Genomic DNA, 25,688 nt, shown 5'->3' on the forward strand with positions numbered 1-25,688 from the left:
TGGGCAAAGTAATCAATAACTTTTTTATTATGCGGTTATTGAGCTTTTTATTTACAAAGCTCAATCTTCAATAAATCAAATATTTCTCCCTCATTTTCTTGTAATTATCAAGATCTGCTTGCCAGGAGTTGCGGATTTGTTCCTCAGTTTTTCCGGCGAGAATATCTTTTCTTAATTGGTCGGTTCCTGCTAGCTTGTCAAAGAAATTATTGAAGAACTTTTCTTTTTTGCCAGAGACAGTGTATGCATGCAGCAGGTATTGTAAGGTAAATCGGTGGTCTAGTGATTCCTGTCTTAAATCTACCCCATAGCATAGTTTATTTTGTTGTGGAGGATTTTTGGACATACCAACAATGCTGACAGGAGTGAAGGTGAAATCTCCGAATTTTGGGTCAGGATAGCCATACATCTGGAAAGGATACTGCGTACCCCTCCCTAATGAGACATCTGTTCCTTCAAAATAGCATAAGGAAGGATACAAGCGAATAGATAAGTCGTTGGGTAGGTTAGGAGAGGGTTTCACGGGAAGACTGTAGGTGTCTGTTCTGCTCCAGTTTTTAACGGGTATGATTTCGATAGGGGCTTTAACCTTATTTTTAAGCCAGCCTTCGCCATTGATCATCTGAGCTAATTCTCCCACGGTAAGCCCATGAACTACCGGAATCGGATGCATACCAACAAAGCTTTCAAAACCCTTCTTGAGTACAGGTCCATCGATATAGTCCCCGTTAGGATTAGGTCTGTCAAAAATCAGCATAGGTTTGTTTTGTTCTGCACAGGCTTCCATTACGTAGTGCATGGTGCTGATATAGGTGTAAAAACGTACGCCTACATCCTGAAGGTCATAGATGATGATGTCTACATCCTTAAGCTGTTCTGGCTTTGGTTTTTTATTATCTCCATAGAGTGATACGATGGGTAAACCCGTGTTTTTGTCGATTTCGGAATTGATAACTTCTCCGGCATCTGCATCTCCTCTGAAACCATGTTCGGGAACGAAGACCTTCACCACATTCATTCCTTCCATCATCAAAAAATCCACCAAATGCATTTTTCCTTTCGATTCAAGAATAGCTGTTTGGTTGATAACGAGTCCAATTCTCTTCCCTGCTAGCTTGGGAAGGTAACTTTCAGGTTGTTCTGCGGCAGTGAGGATACCCTCAAGGGAATTCGCATTCCAACTCTTAGTAGCCTCATTGTTTCCTATAAATGGGTGGAGCATGAAAAAAAAGGAAAGAATTGTTATTTTGAGCATGTTCATAGTTAATTTGCGCTAGATTTTGACTAAAGTACTAAATTAATTGAACCTATCGTATTTCATTTCTAAAAAAATCAGTTTCCAGCGTGCCGGCGGATTCACAGGAACCATTCACAGAATAGCGGTGGCTTCTGTTGCGATAGGATTGGCTATATCCATGATATCTTTTATGATTCTTGGTGGCTTTCAGCAAGAGATATCTCAAAAGGTATATGGATTTACAGGACATTTTCAGGTTACTAAATTCATGTCAGGCAATGCCTTCGAGGAAGTGCCTACATCGATTCAATCAGACTTTTACAAAAATCATTCCCAACTACCGTTTATTGAGCGACTTCATGGATATGCACATAAGCCGGGATTGCTCAAAGGAGACGATGAAGTGGAAGGGGTGTTACTCAAAGGGTTGACTTCTGATTTTGATAGTATTGCTTTTATGTCTTCATTGGTAGAAGGCAGGTTTATTCAATTTCAGGACTCTTCCGCCAGCAATGAGATTATTATCAGTAAGCGGATAGCCAATAAATTATTGATTGAATTGGGAGACCGGATCACCATGTATTTTGTGCAGGATCCACCACGGTTCAGAAGATTTGAAATTGTGGGGGTTTATGAGACACTCTTGGAGAATTTCGATGATAAAATAATCCTTGGAGATATTCAGACCATACGAAATCTGAATGGATGGTCAGAAGATCAAGTGGGAGGTTTCGAAGTTTTTGTGAGTTCACTGCGAAATTTGGATGCGCAAGCAGATGACATTAATCGTTCTCTCGATTTTGATTTAAAGCTTACAGATGTTCGAGAGAAATATGCGGAAATATTTGATTGGCTGTCCTTATTGAACAATAATGTCTATATCTTCTTAGGCCTAATTTGTTTCGTCGCAGCCTTTAATATGGTCTCTATTTTGTTCATTCTGATTATGGAACGAACGCAAATGATCGGAATATTGAAAGCTTTGGGAAGTAGGAACAAACAGATTAGACGTGTCTTTATTTGGAACGGTGTGAGAATTATTGGAAGAGGGCTTCTTATTGGAAATGGGATTGCATTAGTTTTTGGTTTTTTGCAGAGTTATTTTTTACTTATCCCTTTAGATCCTGAAAATTACTACATGAACACGGTACCAATCTTCTGGAACTGGCCAGTGTTTTTGGCTTTAAATGCGGTAGTACTTGTGGTAACTACTTTGGTGCTTTTTATCCCTGCAATAGTGATTTCCAATATACAGCCGATCAAGTCTATTAGGTTTGATTAGGCTTATATTTGAAAAACCAACTTCTAATTTTCATATGAATCACTCCAAATACAGCTTCTTTGAAGATTTTTGGACTCATTTTAGAAGTTCCTTTGGTCCGGTCAGTAAAAATGATGGGTACTTCTTTGATTTTAAAGCCTAGTTTCCAAGTCTTGAATTTCATTTCTATTTGGAAGGCATAGCCAACGAACTTAATTTTTTCTAAGCGTATGGACTTTAAAACCTGAACTTTGTAACATTTGAATCCTGCTGTGGCATCTTTAATGGGCATGCCGGTGATAAATTGTACATATTTGCTCGCAAAGAAAGACATCAATACTCTTGCCATGGGCCAATTGACCACATTTACTCCGGTAATATATCTGGAACCAATCGCTAAATCATACCCATCTACAGCGCAAGCCTGATACAGTCGGATTAGGTCCTGTGGATTATGGCTAAAGTCGGCATCCATTTCAAATATATATTGATAGCCATTCATGATGGCGTAATGAAAGCCTTCCAAATAGGCGGTACCGAGTCCATTTTTTCCTTTCCTTACAATCAGTTGAAGTCTTGGAGCATAGGTTTGCTGAAGCTTTTTCACTTGTAAGCTAGTACCGTCCGGGGAATTATCATCTATAATCAAAAGGTGGAATTCTCCCTCTAATGCCATGACAGCGTGAATGATATCCTCTATATTTTCGGATTCATTAAATGTGGGGATGATGACTAGTTTTTCTTTTTCCATAAAATCAAGTTTCAAAAATATGTTTTATCCCGAAGAAAATTGTTATCAGGCTTTAAAAAACCTTAAAATGCCTAATATTGCATCGAAAACAAGCTTTATGAAATTAGCAGTCATTACTTACCAAGATCGTGGGTCCTACACAGTGGAAGCTGTCCCTGATGAAGATAAACTTCTAAGTGATATTTTGGAAAGTTTATCCGTTGATTATTGCTTTGAAATCTGGTCGGATGAATCGGTCAATTGGAAGCAATATGATATGCTTTTATTAAAATCACCTTGGGATTATTTTGACTACTTTCCACAGTTTGCTCAGTGGTGTAAATTGATTCAGTCCTTAGGTATCCCTGTGTTGAATGATCTACATACGGTTTTGTGGAATGCCAACAAATCATATTTACTTGAAATTCAACAAGCAGGTTTGGGAGTCGTTCCAACCAATCTGATATCAGCTGGTAATGTGGAGGCTTTGGTAAAAATAGTTGATAATTCGGAAAAAGAGAGTCAGTTTGTGATTAAACCTTCGATCAGCGGGGGATCAAAAAACACCTTAAAATTTTCCCAGAAAGAGTTCGCTAATTTATTACCTACCCTTGAGCAATGGCTTACCAGAGAGGATTATTTATTACAACCCTTTGTGCCAGAAATCGCTGTCGTAGGAGAGTATTCTTATATCTTTTTCAATGGGAAATTTTCGCATGCATTGTTAAAAAAAGCAAGTGAGGGAGAATTCCGAGTACAACATTTTTTCGGTGGAACTATTCATCCCTTTGAGCCTGATTCCCATGAACTGGCAATTATTGCCCCATATATTGAGCAGTTTGCAGCAAATACGTTGTATGCACGTGTGGATGGAGTGTGGAGGAATGGGGTTTTTCTTCTGATGGAGTTGGAACTAATTGAACCCTATTTGTTTCTTTTTACCCATCCTAAAGCAATGGAGAATTACCAATCAGCTATTCAAGCCCGTTTGCGGGTTTCAGTTTAGCAGTTTTCCATTTGCATCTGGGCAAAGGAACTTCCTTTGGTAGCGGCTTTCAGAAGGTCTTGACAAGCAGTGGGGTCTTTGAGTAGTTTTTTGGCGGCTCCTCGTCGTGCAAGTGCTTCTGTATGCTCAGGTTTGGAGGCTAATACCTGATCAAAATCTTCTATGGCCCAGCTGAGGTATCCAATCGTCATCCGTACTAATCCTCGGTTGTAAAGTGCTATCAAATTATCGGGATCATATTTTAGACACATATTGAAGGAACCTGCTGCACCCAAAAGGTCTCCAATCTGGGACCGTGCCATGCCCTGATAAAAGTAAACGAGCGGGTGTTTGTCATTGATTTCTTTGGCTAGCTGTAAGAATTCATCTGCACTGTGGTATTTTTTGTTTTTAAGAAGGGCTTGCCCTAATTGAAAAAGAATATCAAAGTCTTCAGGATCATTTTTGGCTGCAAGCAGGTAGAAGTTTTCTGCTTCTCTGTAGTGTTCTTGTTCCCAATAGATTTTTCCCAATCCGGCAAATGCCTGAGCATGTTTGGGCTCTAATTTGAGAATACTTCTATAATCCTCTTCTGCTTTTTCCCAGTTTTGGAGTTCTTCATAAGCTCTGGCCCTCAAATGAAGGGTGTTGATATCCGTAACATGAATGAAAAGTACTTTTGACAATTCATCGATTGCCTCTTGGTAGTTACCTGCCCGAAATAAGCGTTCCCCTTCCGAAAAACTTCCGATGCAACCCCACAAAAGTGTCATGCTTACAACTAAGAAAATACCAAAATTCCTCATAACTAACTCATAATTATGTAAAACTAATGATATAAATTGAATTGCCAAAAAAAATGAAAAGTAAAAACCCAACCCGACTAGTTACTTCGTATCTCAACCCAAATGGATAAAGTTTTAATCAAACGTATTGTAATTGGATTGATAGTAATCTTTTTTTTGATGATTGCTACACTTGGCCTGCACATTTATTTGGTTACTAAGTCTCTACCTGTTGTGGTTAGCAGTATTAGTATGGAAAGGATTGATTTTCAAAAGCCTTTGGACTCTTTACAAGCTTCTTTACCATTTCAAAAAATCAAAGATTTGAATGGAGTTAAATATTTCCAGAGGAATTCCGATAGCGGTAATTTAGGGGTAATTTTTTAAAAAATTAGGGGTCTGTTTTGGAGCTTTCATAATCAATTGTCTCCAAAACAGACATTTTTATTAAGAAAATAGCACTTCGTTAGTTGCTAGATTTTGGAGATTAGCTAGAGAAACTGGTTTTTCAATGAAGTCAAATACTTGAGGATATTTTTCGGCTAATTTTTTATCAGAGATATTGACCGAAGATGTTACTATGCAAACATGGACTGATCTAGTTGGAGGGTTTTTAGATAACATTTCCAAAAAATCCCATCCAGAAAAATCAGGCATATTGATGTCCAAAAGCACGATTACTTTATCTTTCATCGAAGTGCTTGAGTGTATTTCTTCGAGTGCCTTGATTCCTGACATGAATTCTAGCGGATTGTAATCTTTAAATGCTTTTTTGACGACTCTGCTGAGCAACATCATATCGATGTCTTTATCGTCAATGATTAGAATGTCAAAGTTCATAAGGGGAGGGTTGATTAATCAATTTTTATTTGTTCTGTTCTAATGGTGATATCACGAATAATCTTATCCAATTCATCTGCTGATTCTCTGATAAACTGAACCAACTCTTTTTGATCGGAAGTAAGATTATTGGATTCTTCTTCCATATCGAGCAACCCAACCAAACCCATCATTCTGGAAAGAGGGGCACGTACAACATGTGATTGGATCCAAGCTATTTCTTTAAGTTTTGCGTTTTGGGTTTCTATTGCTTCTATATAACGGGATTTAAAGGTTATATCGTTGATCAATACGATTTTTGCACTTTTACCATTGAAGTCGATTTCATTTGCGTAGACTTCAACATCCATCAATTCTCCATTCTTTTTTTTATGTTTAAAGATCCCACTCAAATTTATCCCTTTACTAGAATTATCTGCTTCAATTGCATTAACCAAAGAAGGGATCTCTTCTTCGGGACGAATATCAGTGATTCGCATGGAGAGGAATTCCTCAGAACTATACCCATACGTTTCTACTGCGGCATAATTTACAGCTAAGAAATTCAAGCTTTGTTTTTCATATACCCAAATGGGCATGGGAGATAATTGAAAGAGGTCTCGATATCTCTTTTCGGAACTGATCAGTTGGTTGATTACCTTTTTACGTTCGATGGAGTAGACGATGCTTTTATAAAGACTCGGGGAATTTAATTCATCTTTCAATAGATAATCTGCGACTCCCAGTTTCAGCGATCTTCTACTAAAGTCTACATCTGGATAGCCAGTAAGAACTACAACGGGAGTTTTCGGTAACAAGTCCATCATCGACTGTATTAATTCTTCCCCGCTTAAATCGGGTAAGCCTAAGTCTAATAAAACTACATCAAAAGCATTTGGAGAAGCTTCTATGAGTTCTTTAGCTTGTGTGAAGGACTCTGCCTCAGATATTTTTGGTAATAAAACCGTGTCTTCCAAGTATGCCTCTATCAGTACGCGGTCACCTTTGTTGTCATCAATGACTAATATCTGATACTCCTTGCTGTCTTTTAACATAGACCTAATTCTTTACTAATTGTACAAGCTTCCCCCATGTATGAGCAATGTTATTGACCATTTCATAGAAATCATCCAAATCAATCGGTTTGGTCAAAAAATAGCTGGCGTAATTCTCATAAGCCAATTTGATATCTTTTTCAGAACTGGAAGTAGAAAGCATGACTACAGGAATATACCTGAGTAGTTGGTCCTGCTTAATCTTTTTTAATACTTCATGTCCATTCAAATGGGGTATGTTGATATCCATCAATATTAAATCAGGCAATGATTTGGTTTCAAATTCATTTCTACGAAACAAGAAATCCAAGGCTTGCAGCCCCGTTGTCACTACTTCTATGGTATGATTAATGGTGGTAGTTCCAAACGCTTCTTTTGTTAGTACAATATCTCCCTCATTGTCCTCTACCAACAAAATTTTTAACTCTTTATTCATTTGTACTAGTATTCTTAAAGAAATCTAGATTAAACTTTACTTGTATCCAACTAAAGTCTGCCTCTAACTTTTAAATATATTATTTTTCAATGGTAAAATAAACGGAAGTACCGATATTTTCTCTTGATTCTATCCAAATTTCTCCATTATGTTTGCTGATGATTTTTTTGCAAATGGCTAATCCTATCCCCATACTATTATGATTGCTTTGTTGTTGGTCTTTTTCAAAAATGTTAAAGATTTTTTTGCGCAAATCTTCCTTGATTCCTACACCATTATCTTTGACTTTAAATAGCCATTTGTCTTCCAATTCTTCTGCAGTAATGCTTACATGTAAATTCTCATTGTTTTTTTTAAATTTCAACGAATTATTGATTAGATGTTGAAGTAATTGACGGATTTGGACTTTTACACCGATAAAGTTTAATGATTGATCACAATGGATGGAGGCATGTGTTTCTTGAATATTCGCTCTTTCTAAGATTTTTATTTCTTCGATCAGTTCTTCTAAATTTATTGATGTTTTTTCGTCGCCTATGTCTGCCAAACTATATTCTAACACATCCATTATCAACTGTTTCATGCGGTCAGCCCCCTCGATAGCAAATTGGATATAGGATTTTCCTTTGTCATCCAGTAAACCTTCATATTTCCCTTGAATCAGTTTCAAAAAGCTACTAACCATTCGCAAAGGCTCTTGAAGATTATGAGATGTGATGTAGGCAAATCGCTCCAATTCAGCGTTTGATAGCTCCAATGCTTCCGCTCGGTTTTGTAGTTCTTTACTGACTTTAGCGAGATCTAAATCTTTTTTACGAATATCGGTGATGTCGTGGAGAACAATTAATGTACTTATTTGCTTGTCGTTGTCAACATTGATTTGTTCTCCTGATATTAAAATATGCAGGATTTCATTTTTTTGTTGAATGGCGATTTCCTGATTTTTAATCTTTGCTCCTTGGAGGATAAGTTGAAGTGGATTTTGATCAATGGTAACTGGATGATATTCAGGGATAGTCAAAAACCTGGTAGCTTTTAAAATTTCGTTAAAGTTAGTGACTGATGGTTTCAATTGAAGGATATCTCTGGCCTTTTTATTACTCAAGGTAATTTTATGAGATGGGTTCAATGAAAGAATTCCTTCGGTAAGGTTGTCCAACAAGGAATTTAAAAATTCTTTTTCTTGAATTAATTTACGCTCGTAACTTTTGGTTTTACTGATATCCTGCGTTGCTCCAATAATTCTAATAGGCCTTCCCTCACTATCACGAATAATAATGCCTTTATCAACCACATCCGCATACTCTCCGTTGCTTTTTCTGAAACGAAATTCTTCTTCCCAATAAATCTCTTGGGAGGCTTTCACTTCATTTAATCGTTTGATAACTCTGGGAAGATCATCCGGATGAATATGGTCATTCCAGAAATTGGTGTCATTAGTAAACACTGTCAGTGGGTAGCCAAATAGCTTTTCAAAATTTTCGGAGCGATAGACTTTACCAGTTACTAATGACCAATCCCAAATGGTGTCTGACGTGGCTTTGGTTGAATATTGAAATCGTTTATTACTTCTTTTCCAGCGTTTGGTGGCTTTGATTACTTTTTGCTCTAAAATTTTTGGTTGTTGTGCCAAAAAGTAGGCTATTAAACCAAAAATCGATGAAATGAATATTCTTAAAAATAAAGGTAGTAGAATTTGGTTCAGGGCCTGTGACCTTTTTAATTGAACTGTCAATTCCCAATCTCCTTCAGTGAGGGTATCTGAATACTTGAATCCGTTATACTTTTCTAAATCTGAAGGAATAGGTAGGAAATTTACTTTTCCTTGATTGTCAGGTTTGATTTTTGAAAACTGTACATGATATGGACTTTCTATTTCTGAACTCCCAATGATTTCACGTTGAAATGTTTCCATTTTGATAATTGCTACACTAAAGCCCCAAAACTGATTATTTTTGAAGATAGGCAGTCTTCCTACAATTCCCTCACCTCCTTGGCGAAGTTCAAATGGACCTGCAAAAAACATCTTTTTTCGTTCAATAGCTAATGCTGCCTCCCGTGCAGTTTTGGGATCATCTAAAATATTATAACCAATTACCTTTTCGTTTCCTTCCAATGGATAAACGTAGGAAATGCTACCTCCTTCCACTACTTGTATGATATCTAGTGAAGGGAACATTTCTAAAAGTTGTGCAGATTTGAAATCAAGCGACTGCTTATCCTCTTTTACCAATTCATATGCGATTTGCAGGGTAGATGCTGCTGCATATGCTTGATTTAGAATGGTATTAATCTTTTTTTCAAGTAAACTAGCTTCTGCCAAAACAAGCTGTTTTTCATTTGTTTTTTTAATTTGATAATCACGGTAGGTAAGTAGTTGTATTAATACAATAGAAATAAAAAAAGTAATCGTCCCAGTAATTAAAGGGGATTTATAGGTGAACTCGATTAACTTCTTCGGGTGCATAAAATTACTTCTTTATAGTGAAAAAAAAGCTTGAGCCACTTTTTCCATCGGATTTAACCCAAATATCACCTCCTGATTTTTCAATGATTTTTTTACAGATGGCTAGTCCAATGCCGCGTTTTTTATGGTCCCCATTAGAACCATAACTTTGAAAAAGTTGAAATATTTTTTCATGTTTGTCAGGACTTATGCCTATTCCATTATCAGATACCTCTACTAAAGTCTTTTGATTAGTAGTTTTTGTTCGAATTTGGATGATCGAGCGTTGATCTTTTTTCCTGTTTTGAATCGCATTGGTAATTAAATTTTGAAATACTTGTATTAAAAGACTTTTTGGGAAGTGTACCACAGGCATTTCTTGGGCAATAATGATTTCTGCTTGATTTTCTTCAATCAGTACTTTCAATAAACCTTGAGTTTCCATGATCACATCTTTCAAATTGAGCAGGTCAATTTTTTCAGGTAATCTGTTAGCCCTAGAATACTCCAACAAATTATTGATCATGTCTTTCATTCGATTAGCACCATCCACTGCATAGTTGATGTAGGATTGCGCTTTCTCATCCAATTGACGCTCATATTTTCGCTGTAGTAGACTTAGGAAGCTTGAAATCATCCTCAAAGGCTCCTGTAGGTCATGGGATGCTATATAAGCAAACTGTTCCAGTTCTTGAATGGCTTTGTGAAGGTCGGTCTGGTCACTAACCGTTGAAATCATTAGATTTTCTTCAGGTAGCGGTATATTTGTGGCTCTAACGATTCGTTTTTGACCATTTTTGGTAGTGATTTCTATGCCACTCCAGTTCATTCTTTCAGGGTCTCCAGATGAAATATCTGAAAGAATTTGGTTTTTTATGTCGGTTCTATAATCTGGATCTGGATAGACTTTCTCAAAAAATGAATGAACATCTGATAGCTCTTCCAAACTCCATCCATATATCTGTGTAAAGTTTTTATTGATTAATTTGACCTTTCCAGTATCTATATAGTTAGCCGCTACACCTATGGGTATTTTTTCAAGGACCGTTTCGATAAATTTATTTTGATGAATCAGTTGGTTTAAGATAGTCTTTTCTTGCGTAATATCATGAATAGCCCCAACCATTTTTGCGACTTCACCTGACTCATTAAGCAGAATAGTGCCTCTGTCAATTACAATAATATATCCCTTGGAGGGTACTTGGATTCTATATTCCATTTCCCAATACTCGGATTTATCTTTTAAGGCTTTTTCAAGTGTTTCTGTTACCTCTTGGTGATCATCTGGATGGATTTTTTCAGCCCATTCTTCAAATCCATATTTATCTCTACCGGGATCTATGCCGAATAATGCGTAGTATTCATCGCTCCAATAGATCTCTTTAGTAATTAAATCCCATTCCCATACAGCTGCTTTGGTTGTTTTCAGGGCCATTTCATTCCTTTTAACCAGCGTTTCAATTTGCTTTCTAGATTGGACTTCTTTAGTGATATCGGTGATCTGAACGATCACTTGGCGGAGGTCTGAATCCATCACCACAAATTCCAATTGGATATTTTTTTTTGATTTTTCAATGGTGGTGAGTTCTTCAAATAGCTGAAATTTGGTTTTTCCTTCATTTAAAAAAATTAATTCATCTATAAAGGAATCATGGAAATTGCCTAAAAAATTATTGAGAAAAAAGTTGCTCAAAGATTCTATACTGTCAACTTGATAGAGGTCTAAGCAAGCCTGATTGATATGGACAATTTTTAATAACTTGATGCAATCTACTACAAGATTGGGATTGCCTTTGAGTGTTTGTCTAAACGCATTTGATTCTAGGTCCCAAATATCTTCTTTTACAAGCTTTTCCTTAATGGCTGAGTAATCTTCTTCCCAAATTGGGAATGGTAATGCCTGTAAAATCGGATCAGTAAATCTTTTCATGAAAGAATGGCTGGCTTGAACATTTCTAAATTTAAAAAATTTAATGTTCACAACCACTAACTTTACAATATTTCAAAATTAAATTTTACTCAAGCAGGACTGTTTTGCCTGACCTAACGGACTCATCACAAGCAAAGGCAATTCTTAAACTATTAAGGGCATCGGATAAATGGTTGCTAAGATCTATATCTTCTGTAATTGAGCGATAAAAATAAATTTGTTCACGCTTACAAAGCTCATCATGGTCAGGTTCATCACTCAGATCAATCCATTCATCTGGATTTGTAAAGTTATTTGCTTGATTAATACTTGCATGATGGATTTTGATACTTTCTGTTTTGGTATGTGCATTTACATTATCAGACTTTCCCGAAGAGGAAGCTGCTTTGGCCACAATCGAAACCGCACCTTTTGGACCAAAGACATCTTTGATAAAAAAGGCATTGTCTGATACCATAGGTCCCCATCCCGCTTCATACCATCCTACCGAACCATCTTCAAAGCGGATCTGTAATTGTCCGTAGTTGTAATTGTCCTGAGGGATTTCATCCGTCAGTCGTGCCCCAATAGCAGAAACGGAGATTGGTTTGGAGCGTGTCATTTGACACATCACATCGATGTAATGCACCCCGCAATCTACAATTGGGCTAAGCGATTGCATCAAATTTTTATGGACATCCCACATAAATCCCTGGCTTTGCTGATTAAGATTCATCCGCATGACGAGTGGCTTGCCGAGTTTTTGGGCTTCCAATATAAAGCGCTCCCAAGAAGGATGATGCCTTAATATATAACCAACCACTACTTTTTTATTTGCTTTTTGTGCCGCTGCAATAATCCGCTCTGTTCCTGCTACCGTGGAGGCAAGTGGCTTTTCTACAAACAGATGGCAACCAGCCTGCAAGGCGGCTAAAGCGAATTCTTCATGAGTATCAGGATAAGTAGAAATGCAAACCGCATCAGCTTGTGTCTCCTCCAAGGCTGTATAAAAATCATCAAATAATGGGTATTTCCCCCCAAGTGTATTGTTGAGCTTGATTTTACTGCTTCCTCGGGCCACAAGACCACAAATATCAAATTCATCCAAATGATGGTATGCCAGGGCATGAGAAGCCCCCATATTTCCACAGCCCACTACTAGTACACGGATTTTTTTCATGGTTTTTATATTTTTGATTACCGATACTTCATGTTTGAAGATTCAAAGCATTTATGTTTAATCCTCAGCTTAATTACCGTTTCAGGTAAGCGTTGGATTTTCCTTTTCCAAGTACTCATACACTTTTTTCACATCTTGAGCTGCCTCTTTCTGAAGAATGAGATTGGCATCTGATGTGTGAATAAACAGAGAGTTTTGTAGTCCTACAAAAGCCGTAAAATCACTAGTGCCGATTACCATATTTCCATTAGAGTCTACTGGATGGCCCTGTGCCAAATAGTAATCATAGATTGATTCAAAAGAGCCCATATCTGACCACTGGAAGGAGGAAGGTACTACTCTTATTTTGGTTGAGTGCTCCATTACTGCATAATCAACAGAAATGGAAGGGATCTGTGCGCTTGCTTCTGCTGGTAAAAAACCATCTTGTATACCTTGATAAGTTTCTAAAGACTTTTGATAGACGATTGGCTCGAATGTTTTTAATTCTTGCAGGAATACTCCAGACTGAAAACAAAACATACCTGAGTTCCATAAGAATCGGCCCGAAGCTACAAAATCCTGAGCCGTGTCTAAATCTGGTTTTTCTCGGAAACTCATTACCTTTTCTCCCTCAAATTCTATATATCCAAACCCAGTTTCTGGTTTGGTAGGTACAAGTCCAAATGTGACAATATTCCCCTCTTTGGCTAAGGTAATAGCTCTATTGATGCAGTCTGCATAGGTGTGCTCATCTTCGATAAGATGATCAGAGGGGGTTACAAGCAAAATATCTTCAGGGTTAGCCGCAAATGCTGCAAAAGCTATTGCTGCAGCGGTATTTCGTGGCATGGCTTCAATGATTTCCTTGTAGTTAGAAAGTCCGGCAGCATCCAAATCCTTTCTGGAAAGCTCGTAATTATCTTTATTTCCCACAATGATGATTTCATCACAAAAGGATGCATTTCTGTCAGCAGTTTTTTGGAATAAACTCTGTCCTTGAAAAATGTTGAGGTATTGCTTCGGTTGTGATTTCCTTGAAAGTGGCCATAAGCGGCTTCCAACTCCTCCGGAAAGAATTACATTGATAGTTTTCATAGATGACGCAAGTTTTTTAATGAAAGGTTAAAAATATTCGCTGAATTGTTCAAATGATTTATGTTTTGAAATTAGTTAAAGTTTGGATAAGCAGACTTTCAGTGAATCTCTCCAGTGGGGTATTGACTCTTGAAAATCCTCTTTGATTTTAGATTTATCCAGTACAGAATAGTTGGGTCGCTTGGCTGCCGTGGGATATTGACTACTTGGAATGGGGTTGATGGTGCAAGTAATACTTTTTAATTCCATAATTGCATGGGCAAAATCATACCATGAGCAGACCCCTTCGTTGCTGTAATGATACACGCGCACGCCCTCCCAAGAGAAGGAAGACAACCGACCGATTACAAATTTTGCCAAGTCATACGCATAGGTAGGGCTGCCGATTTGATCATCAATTACATTAAGCTGCGGACGTTCCAATCCTAAGCGTATCATTGTTTTGACAAAATTGTTTCCAAACTCACTGTACACCCAGGATGTTCGGATAATCATACCATTTAAACCTTGGGTAGTCTGCATGGCTTTTTCACCAGCACATTTGCTTTCTCCATAATGATTGACAGGTTTAGTAGGGTGATTAGTGGAGTAGGGTTGATATCCTTTTCCGTCAAACACGTAATCTGTTGAAAAATGGATCAAAAAAGTATCCTTTTTTGAAACTAGCTCAGCTATCACTAGTAGTGCATCCGCATTAATTGTAGTAGCAATTTCTTTTTCAGTTTCTGCTTTATCAACGGCAGTATACGCAGCACAATTGATGATTATATCAAAATGCTGCTCTGAGAAATATTTCTTTACAGATTCAAGACTAGAAAAATCAACACTTTTTCTATCCGCAAAAATGAAATTATAGTTGAATTGTTCAGATATTTTCCGAAATTCCTGACCTAACTGTCCATTTGCGCCCGTCACTAAAATGGTTGGTATATCCATAATATTTAAATTTGTTTAAAATAAATAAATTATTTGTAGATGTTGACCGAAGCTATCAGATATTTAATTGTAGATGACGATTTGGTTTCGGCTACACTTTTAAGGAAATACTTACAAGCGTATGATAATCTTCATTTTGTGAGCATTGTTGATAATACTGCTCGAGCCAATGAGATTATAAGCCTAGAAAAAATTGATTTATTGTTTTTAGATATTGAAATGCCGGGAGATGATGGTTTGGAGTTTTTAAGGAAGTTGGCTGTTGAAGTTATGGTAATCTTTGTTACCTCTAAATCAAAATACGCATTGACTGCATTTGATTTCAACCCTATCCATTTTTTGACAAAACCTTTAGATCGCGATAAGCTATCAGAAGCCATTAGACGTGTGAATTTGAAAATTCAGACGTTTGGAAAGGTACAAAATACCACGACTTATTTGGTGATTAAAGATAAAGGCTCATTTGTAAAAGTCCCTCATGATGACCTTATCTATATAGAGGCAGCTGCAGATTATATGCTTATTCATACTCGATTAAAAAGCTATATGATTCATATGACGATGAAAGAGCTGATTGAACTGCTGCCATTTATGAATTTTTTACAGATACATCGGAGCTTTATCGTGAATAAAAACTTTGTGGTTTCACTAGACAAGGACCATTTGATCATCGATGGTAAAAAACTACCAATCGGTCCAAAATATAAAGATGCTGCAAAGAAAATATTCGCGGATTGATTTAAATCATGTTTTTTTATCGAATATAATGGTAGGTTTATCGAAGAATTAAGGAGGATACTAATGATCTCTTTAATTTTGAAAAAAAATAAACACTCATGAAACGGCTCCATTCATACCTCTTGCTCTTGACTCTCATTACGGCCTTTGCTTGTAATTTGGAACCAAAAGAGTCTCCAATAGATCCAAATCTAGAAGGTTACTTAGCAATTAACCCACCTGCGGGTTTTGAATTTAATACGAGTGATCGAGTAACCATTAGAGTCAATGGAGTTTTTTCGGATAATTCACCGCTGGCAGGTGTTAAATATGAGGTATATCAGGGAAATCCGTTTGATGGAGGAAAGAAGATTAGTACAGTTTTGCTTAATGATCAAGGAAGTGGAAGTGTGGAATTAACGCTAGCTTCTGATATTCAAGATTTATTTCTGTATACTGAGTTTATTGGTTTGCCACCTGTGAAAAAGTTTTCGGTCAACAGACCTCAAACCCAAGTTAGCATTGACCCTTCTGTAGATTCCTTTGATGTAGGTGTGGATAGTGGATCAAGCTCTAATCCAGGAGCTAGATTGGCTTCTTTACCAGCTGGTTTTACAGCACTTGGTACATACAATTCTAATGGCTTACCTTCTTACTTGTTACCTACGAGAGATAGGATTTCTCAAGGCATATTTACGAGACTCAATGCCAACTTACCAGAACGCAGAGATCTTCGTCAGACCAGTCCTGATCTATTGAGTGAACAATACCCGCGTCAATTGTTTGTAAATGAAGAAGCGGAAGTGTGGGTGACATTTGTTCACAATGGTGCTGGATGGAGAAACGTATTGGGTTATTATTTTTATGAAGAGGGGCAAGAGCCAAAAACCGCCTCAGAAGTAAAAGAAAAGATTATCATTTTTCCTCATATCAATGCCCTTTCTTCAGGTGACAAAGTGAAACTGCGAGGTAATTTACCAAACGGTGCATTCAAAAAAGGAACGACAATCGGATGGTTCATCATTTCTGACGGTTGGTCTAATGGTTCTGTGACTAATGGAAGAGCACTATTATTTTCGAATCGCAACTTAAATACTGGTATAGCTAATCCTTCCTTGCGAGAGCACATGGTCTTTTTATATGATCAGCAAGAAAGAGTAATGCTGATTGGATGGGAGGATATGCCTCGGAATTTATCTGGTTGTGATCATGATTTCAATGATTTGGTGTTCTATGCCACTTGGAATCCAATTACCAGTGTGGAAGTTGGTAATTATGCCCGATTAGAGAGTAAGGTTATCGGAGATGCAGATGGAGATGGTGTGAAAGATGATATTGATGAGTTTCCTAATGATCCTGAAAGAGCTTTTAGTAATTTTTATCCTGCCAAGGATTCGTATGGTACATTTATGTTTGAGGATCTGTGGCCTAGTTTTGGTGATTATGATATGAACGATCTTGTCCTAGGTTTCAATAATAGAGAAATTACTGATGGTCAAGGACGCATCAAAGAAATGCAGATGACTTTCGTTATTCGTGCGATCGGTGCAGGTGTTAAAAATGGTTTTGGAATAGAGTTTCCTACTAATCCTGCAAATGTAGAGTCAGTAACTGGTAATCGATTGACAACAGGAAATATCAAATTGAATGGGAATGGCACGGAAGCAGGTCAACAAACTGCCGTAGTTATAGTATTTGATGATGCTACGGTGAATATGACTCCTTTATCTAATGTTTTTGAGGGGAATGCACATCAGAAAGAAGATACGATTCGTGTGAATTTGGTCTTTAGATTTGCACTAGACAAAAGAGATCTTGGTGTAGAGCCATTCAATGCATTTCTGTATAGAACAGGAGATCGAGGCATTGAGGTGCACTTGATGAATGGGAAACCGACGACACTTGCATCAAGAAGTTATTTTGGGACAAGGGATGATCGTTCTAATTTTAACAGTGGAGTCTTTTACCAGAGTGCTAGTGGATTGAATTGGGCCTTATTTGTACCTGAAAGCATAGGTCACCCTATTGAAAGAGTAGACTTTACCAAAGGCTATCAGCGTTTTCCTGACTGGGCACAGTCAGGGGGAAATCAACATAAGGATTGGTTTAGAAATAATGGAGATAATATAAATCCATCAGCTTTGTATCGGAGGAGGTAGGAGCTTATCCTATCATCTTTAAAAGTGGTAAATTCTTTAGAGGATTTGTCACTTTTTTTATTCCCTAAGGCGTATCATTTTCGAAGCTTATTCTTTATCAAAACAATACTTTTGGGATAGTTAAAAAAGGTTTCCTTGATAATATTTTTATATGAAATGGTTAGAAATCTGTTTAATATAATCATTTTGATGAAAGCTGTGAGCCCTGTAGCTAAAACCACACCGATTGCTGCACCTATCAACCCCAATTGGGTGATAAAAAACCATGAGAATCCCAAGCCATAAACTAATGTTCCAAAGACAAGGATCATATTGTAGAATGGTTTACCGATTGCATCAAGGAATACACCTGATTGTCTATCCAAAGGTTTTACAATGGCAATCAAAGAAATCAATTGTAAATAGGGGACTGCATCTAGGTATTCTTCACCAGCTACAATCCATATAATGGGTTTTGCGAAAATGACGGCGACGGCGATAAAAAGTAGGCTGAAGCTAAACATGCTAGCGACTGTGAGTTCATAAATTTTTGCTACTTCCTTCATCTCTCCTGCTTCATGAGCTTCACTTGCTTTTGGAAAAGAAATGGATGAAATAGAGTTGATAGGAATATCTAAGAGATTGATGATTCTGCCAGCAGAATTAGCCAAAGCAACTTGAACTGGAGAAAGTAAAGCTCCTAGAAGAAATTTATCCATACTACTTGTCAGCATTGAAACGAGATTGGTTCCAAATACATATTTTCCAAAGTGAAACAATTGACTTGCCCATTCTTTATGCCAACCCCAAATGAGTTTGAATTGCTTCCTGACTTGATATTGAGAAGTCAAAAAAGCAATAACAAAAGCTAGATTGTAATACCATGCCAACTGGATTAAGTTGATATCCTGTTGGGTGAAAAAAAAGAAAAGAATTACCAAGAAAAAAGGAACACTCCTGCTGACACCAGCAAAAAAATAAGATTTAAAATTAAATGTTCCCTGCATTAAGATCAGATTGTGGGTATGGAATATAAGTACTGGTAAAAAGAGACAATGGATATAGATCAAATCTTTGAGTCCGGGTGCTTGGAAAGTATGCTCCATCCAAGGTGCTGTCAGTACTAGCAAGATCATCAATAAGCCTGTGAGAATACCATTTAACCAAATAGCTGACATTTGAATCTTCGCAAAGTCAGCATCGGTTTTACCTACTATAAACTTGATCAAGCCGTTTTGGATAAAGCCATTTCGGGCCATTTCAACGATAGAGGCTATGGTTATAAATAATACCCAAACACCGAAATCTTTTTGGTTGAAAATTCTCACCAAAATCATAAAGCCTAAAAAACCCACAAAAAAATCAATGGCTCTGTGGAGCATTGAGAAAAAGCCACTACTTATCCAATAGTTTGATTTACCCATTAGTTCTTGGATTTAGCAGCTTCTTGGTATGATTCGAGAATGATGGATGCACTGTGATCAAAACTGAATAAAGGAATTCGCTCAAATCCTTTGTTGATTAAGCTTTGTTTATACGCTTCATCGGCTAAAATTTTGGAAACAGCTGAGGCAATTTCTTCCGGTTTGAAGGGGTCAATTATAGCAGCTGCATCGCCTGCCACCTCGGGCATGGAAGAAGTGTTGGAGGTGATGACAGGACATCCGCAGGCCATAGCTTCCAAGATAGGTAGTCCAAAACTTTCTCTCAGCGAAGGATATAAAAAAAGCTTAGCTCCGCTGTAGACATAAGGTAAATCTGCATTAGGAATGTACCCTGTCAAATGTATTCTACTTCTCAGATGGTTTGCTTGAATATTTTCTAATGTTTTGGATAACTCATCTTCTCCAAAATCTGGCATTACTAGATCATATTTCAAGTTTCCATGACTATCTAAAATCTTCAACGCTTTTAATACACCTGGAAGATTTTTTTTGGGATCAGTATTACCAAGGAAAAGCAAATACTCATTTGGAAGGCCAAATTCTTTTATTTTTTGTGTTACTAGGTTAGGGTTTTGTGGTTGAAAATGTGGAGCTACACCATTGTAGGTTACTTTCACTCGTTCATCTTTGAAAGCGAAAAAATTATCAATTTTCTTTTTTTCAAAATTGGAAACAGTAAATATGGCATGACTTTTCTTCACTACTTTGGGTACATTCCAACGTCTGTAAAGATTGCCTATCCGCTGATACCAAGAACCAGAGAAAAGATTGATTTTCTCCATGTAAATGATGTCGTGCAAGGTTAAGACAAGAGGTACTGGGCAATTTGTGGGAGCTGTATTACTGGTACAATGCAGTACATCTAATTTATAAGTTACAGCGGCTTGTTTAAGGTGTTTTTGTTCCCATACCGGATAAGAGCTCTTGGGTAATTCTATGATTTTGAAATTTTCTGTTTCCTGTATAGCACTGGGATCTTCATCAGGGTTGACAAAAATGCAGTAGGTGTTGATGGTATCTATTCGCTGCAAGGACTTGATCAGTTGGATGGCTACAATGTCCATTCCGTGTTTTTTCTTCCGAAAAATGCGCTGGGCTTCGATTCCGATAATCATGGCTGATTTTTAAGCTATTTTAGGAATATTTTTGATAATATCTGCTGGAATTCCTCCCACAATGGTGTAAGGTGCAACATCTTTTGTGACTACTGCTCCAGCTGCTACTACTGCCCCTTTTCCAATGGTAACGCCTTTCATGATGGTACATCGCGTAGCTATCCAAACATCATCTTCAACTATGATAGGGGCTTTCGTGATTTGATTTTTTAATCCTGGGATTTCATGAAAATCATCATCAATCAGTACTGAGTAAGGTCCAATGTTAACATTTTTTCCAATGGTTATTGCTTTACTAACCGATAAGTGTGCTCCATTTATTACTGAGTTATCATCAATTGACAGTTTCCCCTTCCTTCCTATAAAAATTTTTGCCGTCTCAATTGAAGACCAAACTTTTACATTATTTCCAAATTTAATTAAGCCTTTATTTTCAACTATTGGTTTTCCCTTAACCATAAGTAATTCTCCTTTTTTGCATCTCTTGGCAAAGTAGATCTTCCCATTTACTAATTGAAAAAAAGCAGCAAAAATTTCTGAAAGAATATACCAAAAGCTCGTAGGCTCTCCTTCCTCCTCCATGCGTTCAACTTTTTCTAGATATTTCTCTTTCAATTTTACTAACATATTAGAATTTTTTTACTAATTGGTAGGTGCTGTCAATTATTTCTAATGAACCATTAGAAGCTTTTTTTAACTTGGGGGTAATGTTTACATCAGCACCGGATATGTGCCAACCCACGCCTTGAAGGAAAGCTTTAGCTTGTTTCCACTCTTTATTTGAGACCATTTTCAAAATGTTTTTTGGAATCGCTAAAAACAAGAAAAACAAAAAGCCCATTAAGAATTTTAGTCCGTTTCGGTTCCTTCTCGTGAAAATCAATCTTCCTCTTGTCATATAATAGATTTTCAAAGGGCTGTTTTTACCAACGGACATACTTTCTTTATGATAAACTGTACTGAAACCATTGTAATACAAAGCATAACCAGCTTTTTTGATAGCTTCCGCCCAGTCCAACTCTTCATAATAAAGGAAATAAATATCCGGCATCAATCCGGCTTTCCAAATCACATCCATAGGTACAAGCATAGCCGCACCATGAATCAATTGAGTAGGGATGATTTCATCATACTGACCCTTATCTTCTTCAAAGTCCCCTCTTGATTTCCCTCTTACTGTGGTAAGGCTTAATCCTGATGAACCTGCCCATTGAATGATATTTTTATTTTCACTAAAGTAAAATTTCAGTTTTGGGGTAATGACTCCAATAGATGGATTGCTTTCGGCAAGAGAAATCAGAGGCTCTAAAAAGTCAGGCTCTACTTCAGTATCATTGTTTAAAAAAAGTAAGTATTTCCCTTTAGCCTCTCTGATGCCTAAATTGTTTCCACCCGCAAAACCTAGATTATGAGGGCTTTCAATAACGATTGTTTTAGGGTAGTTTTTGGTAACTTCATTTTTACAACTACTAGGGGAACCATTGTCTACAATGATAATTTCAATAGCAGGATAGGTGATTTTATTAAGGGAGGCAATCATCTCAAGCGTTAGCTCAGTTTGGCCATAATTGACTGAAATGATTGAAACTAGAGGGGTTGGGGTAGACTTAGAAGTTTCCAAAATGCTGGGGTGGTTATGGTACACTAATTTATAAATATTTCGGATGAACTTGTTCATTTTGCATTATTTTATTTGAATTAAATTGTTAAATTCAAACATCCAAACGGCCTGATTAATCAGGATCACCTAGCGCTCAAATTCCTATGTGGATAGTAACTATTCCTTTTATCCTGATAATTTCTATTATTTTATTTTACACTGGATTTGGTTTTTTCAGTGTGTTGTTGAGTAAGATTTTTCCTAAACCGCAGATGGAGAATTATTTATCAAATGAAGTTGATATTGCGTGCATTATTACTGCGTATAAAAACATCCAAACATCTTTACCGTTGGTAGATTCACTTTTAAAACAATCTTACTCGAATTATCATATTTATTTAGTTGCCGATCGGTGCGAAGAATTGGAAAATTTACCAGAGGATGCACGATTAACTATTCTTTTTCCCCTAAAGCCATTGGATTCAAAAATCAAGTCTATCAATTTGGCAAAATCTTCTTGGGTTCGTCCGCATGAAGCTGTATTGATATTAGATGCAGATAATTTGTTACAAGGTCTTGCATTGAGGAAGTTTTCCGATCATTTTAATGCCGGGTATAAAGCTATTCAAGGAATGCGAACCGCAAAAAATTTAGATACGCCTTTAGCTTGTTTGGATGCTCTTGGGGAGATTTATTACAATTACATACAGCGTCAAGTTCCATTTCAGCTAGGTTCATCTGCGACGATTGCGGGTTCAGGAATGTTGGTGGAAACATCTCTCTTTGAAACTTATCTCAAATCTTTCGATTTCAATTCTTCGGAAGTGGTCCTAGCGGAAGACAAGCTTTTACAAATGCAATTGATTCAATCGGGAACAAAAATCAGTTTCCAACCACAAGCTTTGATTTTTGATGAAAAAACAAGTTCAGGAGTGCAACTTCAAAACCAACGAACACGCTGGCTTAAATCCTACTTTGACCATTTAAATGATGTGGGAACTTTGTTTTGGAATAGATTAAAAGCAAGGGACTGGAATGGGATTTACTTCGCCTGTATGATATCCACTCCACCGCTTGTAATAATGAGCATGTTGATATTTATTGGCCTTTTTTTAGGTTTTCTAATGTCCCCTACACTATTTCTATTGGCTTCCGGTAGTCTCTTTCTGTTGATAGGAGGCTGGATATTAAGCTTGGCGTTTTCTAAAGCACCCGTACAGATATGGAAGGCTATTCCCTGGATACCGGTTTTTGCATTTAGGCAAATTTTATCTTTACTAGGGTTCAGACAGGTTAAAAATGATTTTTTAGCTACTCAGCATTCCCAAACAGTTGGGATAGATGAGGTTTGGAATGAGCGCAAAAAAGATTTTGTAGACCTCACATCCTGATATTATGAAAAAGTCATTTGAAGAGTTTAAAAAGTTGCCTATAGTCATGATATCTATGTCCCGTTGGGATGGTTATATTTCTTCTGCATCTTGGTCTTTAGCCAAAGAGTTTGGGAAATCAACGAACGTGTACTATGTAGATTACCCGTACACTTGGACAGATTATTGGCGGGAGCGCGGACTTGACTCAGTTAAGTCCCGGAAAAACGCCTTGCTTTCAGGTAAAGAAATTTCAAAGGTCTTAATCCAACATGACCATAGTAGTGTAAAGTCAATTACACCTCCATTGGTTTTGCCGATAAACTGGGCTTCTCCTGGTTGGTTGTATAATCAATTAAGTAGATTAAACAATAGCAAGGTTGCTTCGGCTATCGGTAGTACCCTTCAAAAAGATGGAATTAGCGAGTTTATTTTTTGGAACAGCTTTAACCCTTCTTACCTGTATCAACCTCATGAGTTTTTGAATCCGGTTTTTACAGTATATCATTCTAGAGATGCCATTACTGCCATCAATGAATTTACACGAAAACATGGGCAATACTTGGAAGTAAGTGCTATTCAATCTTCAGACTTAGCTATTGCCACCTCCCGTTCTTTGTCTGATGACCTTTCTAAAGCCTCTGGAAAGACAGTTCATTTATTCGCCAATGGTGGAGATACGGACTTGTTTAAGATGGCATGGGAAAAAGATTTGGAAATGCCTCAGGATATCAAAAGTATTCCGGGACCAATGGTGGGATATACGGGTAATGTCTGTCAGCGGATAGATTATGAATTACTTCTGAAGTTAGCTCAAAAGCATGTAGACAAATCATTTGTACTGGTAGGACCAAGAGAGGATAAGCAGCACACAACCATTGATTTGGATGCTATTCCTAACATCTATTTCACAGGTCCAAAAAAACTAGAGCAGTTACCATCCTATCTAAAATACTTTGATGTTGTTATTATTCCTTTCAAATGCAATGAACTGACACGGAATATTTATCCACTCAAAATCAATGAATACCTTGCTGCGGGGAAATCCGTGGTGACCACTTCATTTTCACCGGATATTCAATCCTTCAAAGAAGTAGTCACGGTAGCGGAATCGCATGATACTTTTATTGAGTCTATTGATCACGCTATACTCAATAATTCAGATACCCTTATTCAATTGAGATACGAACAAACCAAAATGAATTCATGGGCACATAGGGTGGATTTATTCTGGGATATGGCTTATGAGACCTATTTAAACACCTAAAAAATCATGGAATATATCTTTCTAAGCGCTCTGTTCATTATTTTCTATACCTATCTTGGTTATGGGATCTTAATTGCACTATTAAACAAACTGAAAGGAGAGCAAACTCAGGTGCCTTCATTTGAGGAAAATCAGTTGCCAGAAGTGACACTAATTGTTCCCTGTTTTAATGAGGGTGATTTTCTTCATCAAAAAATAGCTAACACGCTAGAATTAAACTATCCAAAAGAAAAATTTGAAATCATTTTTGTAACAGATGGCACGAGCGATGGCTCTGAAAAAATACCGACTGCTTATCCTGAAGTGATAGCCACTCATTCGGAAGCTAGAAAAGGAAAATTGGCAGCAATGAAACGTGCAGTTGGTATTTCAACTGGAGAAATTCTAATTTTTTGTGATGCCAACACCATTCTCAATCAAGAGGCTGTTATGGTGATGGTTCAGGCTTTTGCAGATCAGCGAGTAGGTGCAGTCACTGGAGAGAAGTACATCATCACTTCCGAGGAAGACGGGGCAAGTAGTAAAGGTGAAGGGATCTATTGGAAATATGAATCATGGCTCAAAAAAATGGATAGTAACTACCATACTATGGTGGGAGGTGCAGGGGAATTGATGGGCTATCGAAAAGAGTTATTTGAGTTTTTACCGGATGATACACTCTTAGATGATTTTATGCTTACCATGAAGATTGCTGAAAAGGGATACTTAGTAAAGTATGTCCCAGAGGCAAGAGCATCTGAATATGCCAGTGCAAGCGTAGGGGAGGAGATGAAGCGGAAAATTAGAATAGCTGCTGGAGGCTGGCAAAGTATCTTCAGGCTTCCTAAGGCAATTAATCCTTTTCATGATTTTACATTAACTTTTCAGTATGTAAGTCATCGTGTACTCAGGTGGACTTTGACACCTATGTTGTTGATTGTGGTTTTTATCCTTAACCATCTTTTAGTCATTCAATCGGAAAATATGCTTTATGAATTTTTATTGATAGGGCAATATGCATTCTATTTTCTTGCATTGTTGGGACATATCCTTCGAGATAAAGGAGTAACGCTAAAAGGTTTTTATGTTCCTTATTATTTTTATGTCATGAACTACTGTGCTTTACTGGGATTGAATAGGTGGCTTAAAGGAAGGCAACAAGTAACTTGGGAACGAGCAAAGCGTGCCAATGAATAGGTTA

General features: G+C 37.2%; 23 protein-coding genes. 8 read left to right on the forward strand and 15 right to left on the reverse strand.

Features of this window, described 5'->3' with window-relative positions; translation table 11 throughout:
• Positions 1–67: 67 nt before the first annotated feature.
• Positions 68–1,261: an exo-beta-N-acetylmuramidase NamZ family protein gene (locus tag ACXIUD_RS14415; RefSeq protein WP_458053345.1), complete on the reverse strand. Its 1,194-nt coding sequence runs from the start codon at positions 1,259–1,261 to the stop codon at positions 68–70.
• Between the two features lie 40 nt (positions 1,262–1,301).
• On the opposite strand from ACXIUD_RS14415, the gene ACXIUD_RS14420 reads away from it, so the two are divergent.
• Positions 1,302–2,519: an ABC transporter permease gene (locus ACXIUD_RS14420; RefSeq protein WP_458053346.1), complete on the forward strand. Its 1,218-nt coding sequence runs from the start codon at positions 1,302–1,304 to the stop codon at positions 2,517–2,519.
• Here the strand turns inward: ACXIUD_RS14420 and ACXIUD_RS14425 are convergent.
• Positions 2,506–3,249: a polyprenol monophosphomannose synthase gene (locus tag ACXIUD_RS14425; RefSeq protein WP_458053347.1), complete on the reverse strand. Its 744-nt coding sequence runs from the start codon at positions 3,247–3,249 to the stop codon at positions 2,506–2,508. The genes ACXIUD_RS14420 and ACXIUD_RS14425 overlap by 14 nt on opposite strands.
• Positions 3,250–3,346: 97 nt before the next feature.
• Between ACXIUD_RS14425 and ACXIUD_RS14430 the strand changes: the two genes are divergently transcribed.
• Positions 3,347–4,234, forward strand: coding sequence for an ATP-grasp domain-containing protein (locus ACXIUD_RS14430; protein WP_458053348.1), 888 nt, complete (start codon positions 3,347–3,349; stop codon positions 4,232–4,234).
• Here the strand turns inward: ACXIUD_RS14430 and ACXIUD_RS14435 are convergent.
• Positions 4,231–4,986, reverse strand: coding sequence for a tetratricopeptide repeat protein (locus ACXIUD_RS14435; protein ID WP_458053349.1), 756 nt, complete (start codon positions 4,984–4,986; stop codon positions 4,231–4,233). The two genes, ACXIUD_RS14430 and ACXIUD_RS14435, sit on opposite strands and share 4 nt — an antisense overlap.
• A gap of 135 nt (positions 4,987–5,121) precedes the next feature.
• On the opposite strand from ACXIUD_RS14435, the gene ACXIUD_RS14440 reads away from it, so the two are divergent.
• Complete coding sequence (locus ACXIUD_RS14440; protein ID WP_458053350.1) at positions 5,122–5,385, forward strand: hypothetical protein; 264 nt, start codon at positions 5,122–5,124, stop codon at positions 5,383–5,385.
• 60 nt (positions 5,386–5,445) lie between these two features.
• On the opposite strand, the gene ACXIUD_RS14445 is transcribed toward ACXIUD_RS14440, so the two are convergent.
• The 8 genes from ACXIUD_RS14445 to rfbD all read right to left on the reverse strand — a co-directional run bounded on the left by ACXIUD_RS14445 (position 5,446) and on the right by rfbD (position 14,856).
• Entirely contained in the window at positions 5,446–5,838 is a 393-nt protein-coding gene (locus tag ACXIUD_RS14445) for a response regulator (protein ID WP_458053351.1), read from the reverse strand.
• A gap of 14 nt (positions 5,839–5,852) precedes the next feature.
• Positions 5,853–6,872, reverse strand: coding sequence for a response regulator (locus ACXIUD_RS14450; RefSeq protein ID WP_458053352.1), 1,020 nt, complete (start codon positions 6,870–6,872; stop codon positions 5,853–5,855).
• 4 nt (positions 6,873–6,876) lie between these two features.
• Positions 6,877–7,308 (reverse strand): response regulator, encoded by a 432-nt coding sequence (locus ACXIUD_RS14455; protein WP_458053353.1) that lies wholly within the window; start codon positions 7,306–7,308, stop codon positions 6,877–6,879.
• Between the two features lie 79 nt (positions 7,309–7,387).
• A complete protein-coding gene (locus ACXIUD_RS14460; RefSeq protein WP_458053354.1) occupies positions 7,388–9,775 on the reverse strand; it encodes an ATP-binding protein in 2,388 nt (795 codons plus the stop codon).
• Positions 9,776–9,779: 4 nt separating this feature from the next.
• Entirely contained in the window at positions 9,780–11,684 is a 1,905-nt protein-coding gene (locus ACXIUD_RS14465) for a sensor histidine kinase (protein ID WP_458053355.1), read from the reverse strand.
• A gap of 85 nt (positions 11,685–11,769) precedes the next feature.
• Positions 11,770–12,843, reverse strand: a complete 1,074-nt coding sequence (locus ACXIUD_RS14470; RefSeq protein ID WP_458053356.1) for a Gfo/Idh/MocA family protein — start codon at positions 12,841–12,843, stop codon at positions 11,770–11,772.
• 81 nt (positions 12,844–12,924) lie between these two features.
• Positions 12,925–13,920, reverse strand: coding sequence for a mannose-1-phosphate guanylyltransferase (locus ACXIUD_RS14475; RefSeq protein ID WP_458053357.1), 996 nt, complete (start codon positions 13,918–13,920; stop codon positions 12,925–12,927).
• A gap of 75 nt (positions 13,921–13,995) precedes the next feature.
• Positions 13,996–14,856, reverse strand: coding sequence for a dTDP-4-dehydrorhamnose reductase (gene rfbD / locus ACXIUD_RS14480; RefSeq protein WP_458053358.1), 861 nt, complete (start codon positions 14,854–14,856; stop codon positions 13,996–13,998).
• Positions 14,857–14,895: 39 nt separating this feature from the next.
• Between rfbD and ACXIUD_RS14485 the strand changes: the two genes are divergently transcribed.
• Together ACXIUD_RS14485 and ACXIUD_RS14490 are read left to right on the forward strand one after the other, a co-directional pair.
• Positions 14,896–15,594, forward strand: a complete 699-nt coding sequence (locus ACXIUD_RS14485) for a LytR/AlgR family response regulator transcription factor (RefSeq protein WP_458053359.1) — start codon at positions 14,896–14,898, stop codon at positions 15,592–15,594.
• A 98-nt stretch (positions 15,595–15,692) separates the two neighbouring features.
• Positions 15,693–17,732: an LruC domain-containing protein gene (locus tag ACXIUD_RS14490; protein WP_458053360.1), complete on the forward strand. Its 2,040-nt coding sequence runs from the start codon at positions 15,693–15,695 to the stop codon at positions 17,730–17,732.
• 74 nt (positions 17,733–17,806) lie between these two features.
• Here ACXIUD_RS14490 and ACXIUD_RS14495 read toward each other — a convergent pair whose 3' ends face one another.
• The 4 genes from ACXIUD_RS14495 to ACXIUD_RS14510 are packed head-to-tail and all read right to left on the reverse strand — an operon-like array spanning position 17,807 to position 21,949.
• Positions 17,807–19,135: an oligosaccharide flippase family protein gene (locus tag ACXIUD_RS14495; protein ID WP_458053361.1), complete on the reverse strand. Its 1,329-nt coding sequence runs from the start codon at positions 19,133–19,135 to the stop codon at positions 17,807–17,809.
• Complete coding sequence (locus ACXIUD_RS14500) at positions 19,135–20,271, reverse strand: glycosyltransferase family 4 protein (protein ID WP_458053362.1); 1,137 nt, start codon at positions 20,269–20,271, stop codon at positions 19,135–19,137. The genes ACXIUD_RS14495 and ACXIUD_RS14500 overlap by 1 nt, the downstream gene beginning before the upstream one ends.
• Positions 20,272–20,280: 9 nt before the next feature.
• Entirely contained in the window at positions 20,281–20,898 is a 618-nt protein-coding gene (locus ACXIUD_RS14505) for an acyltransferase (RefSeq protein WP_458053363.1), read from the reverse strand.
• 1 nt (position 20,899) lies between these two features.
• Positions 20,900–21,949 carry a glycosyltransferase family 2 protein gene (locus tag ACXIUD_RS14510; RefSeq protein WP_458053364.1) on the reverse strand — a complete coding sequence of 350 codons (1,050 nt, stop codon included), beginning with the start codon at positions 21,947–21,949 and terminating at the stop codon, positions 20,900–20,902.
• A 194-nt stretch (positions 21,950–22,143) separates the two neighbouring features.
• On the opposite strand from ACXIUD_RS14510, the gene ACXIUD_RS14515 reads away from it, so the two are divergent.
• From ACXIUD_RS14515 to ACXIUD_RS14525, 3 genes are read left to right on the forward strand one after another with little or no spacing between them, the layout of a single operon-like run.
• On the forward strand, positions 22,144–23,262 hold the full coding sequence (locus tag ACXIUD_RS14515) for a glycosyltransferase (RefSeq protein ID WP_458053365.1): 1,119 nt from the start codon (positions 22,144–22,146) through the stop codon (positions 23,260–23,262).
• A gap of 4 nt (positions 23,263–23,266) precedes the next feature.
• Positions 23,267–24,508: a glycosyltransferase gene (locus ACXIUD_RS14520; protein WP_458053366.1), complete on the forward strand. Its 1,242-nt coding sequence runs from the start codon at positions 23,267–23,269 to the stop codon at positions 24,506–24,508.
• Positions 24,509–24,514: 6 nt separating this feature from the next.
• Complete coding sequence (locus ACXIUD_RS14525) at positions 24,515–25,684, forward strand: glycosyltransferase family 2 protein (protein ID WP_458053367.1); 1,170 nt, start codon at positions 24,515–24,517, stop codon at positions 25,682–25,684.
• Positions 25,685–25,688 lie beyond the last annotated feature (4 nt).

The organism is Mongoliitalea sp. (genome assembly GCF_054166905.1).